This is a genomic window from Microbacterium sp. BF1, from assembly GCF_019279095.1.
Classification (GTDB): Bacteria; Actinomycetota; Actinomycetes; order Actinomycetales; family Microbacteriaceae; genus Microbacterium; species Microbacterium maritypicum.
Map to the genome: position 1 here is coordinate 1 of NZ_JAGYWT010000749.1, position 799 is coordinate 799.

At 68.7% G+C, this 799-nt stretch carries 2 protein-coding genes; one reads left to right on the top strand and one right to left on the bottom strand.

What is annotated here, in order from left to right:
• A partial coding sequence (locus KZA10_RS16535; protein WP_218683441.1) for a TetR/AcrR family transcriptional regulator occupies positions 1-162 on the bottom strand: 162 nt, incomplete at its 3' end.
• A gap of 81 nt (positions 163-243) precedes the next feature.
• On the opposite strand from KZA10_RS16535, the gene KZA10_RS16540 reads away from it, so the two are divergent.
• A partial coding sequence (locus tag KZA10_RS16540; protein ID WP_218683440.1) for an MBL fold metallo-hydrolase occupies positions 244-799 on the top strand: 556 nt, incomplete at its 3' end.

A 799-nucleotide genomic window follows, 5' to 3' on the forward strand; every position in this document is an offset into this window, starting at 1 on the left:
CAGGGCGTCCCGATCCCGCACCCGCTTGTAGAGCGAGGGGGCGCGGACGCCCACCCGATCCGCGACCGCCTGCATCGTGAGGCCCGAGGGGCCGGCGACCTCAAGGATCTCCCGCCCCGCCGTGACGATCTCCTCGGTGGACGTGCGTTCGGGTGTCGGCATCGGATCCTCCTGGATGGCTATTGACAATAGCCATCATAGCTACGTAACGTAGCCATCGCAATCATCCCGAGAGGATCCGTCATGAAGCTCGCACCCCGCCTGCACCGCCTGGGCAACGACATCGTCGCCTCGTACCTCATCGACCTGCCGGAGGGGATCACCCTGATCGATGCGGGCCTTCCCGGGCATTGGCGTGACCTCCAGCGCGAGCTCGAGCTGATCGGTCGTCCGCTGTCCGACATCCGCGGCCTCGTCCTGACCCACGGCGACGGCGATCACATCGGCTTCGCCGAGCGGCTGCGCACCGAGGCGGAGGTTCCGGTGTACATCCACACGGCCGACGCGCATCGAGTCCGCACCGGAGAGAAGCCCAAGACCCCGATGGGACCGGCGAAGATCGGGCCCACGCTCGGCTTCTTCGCCTACGGCCTGCGCAAGAACGCCCTGCGCACACCGCACGTGTCCGTCGTCACGGAAGTCGCCGACGGCGACGTGCTCGATCTGCCCGGTGCTCCGGTCGTCATCGGAATGCCCGGCCACTCGCCGGGGAGCATCGCGGTGCACGTGCCGGCCGTCGACGCGGTGTTCGTCGGCGATGCGCTGACCACCCGGCACGTGCTGACAGGGCGGACCGGGG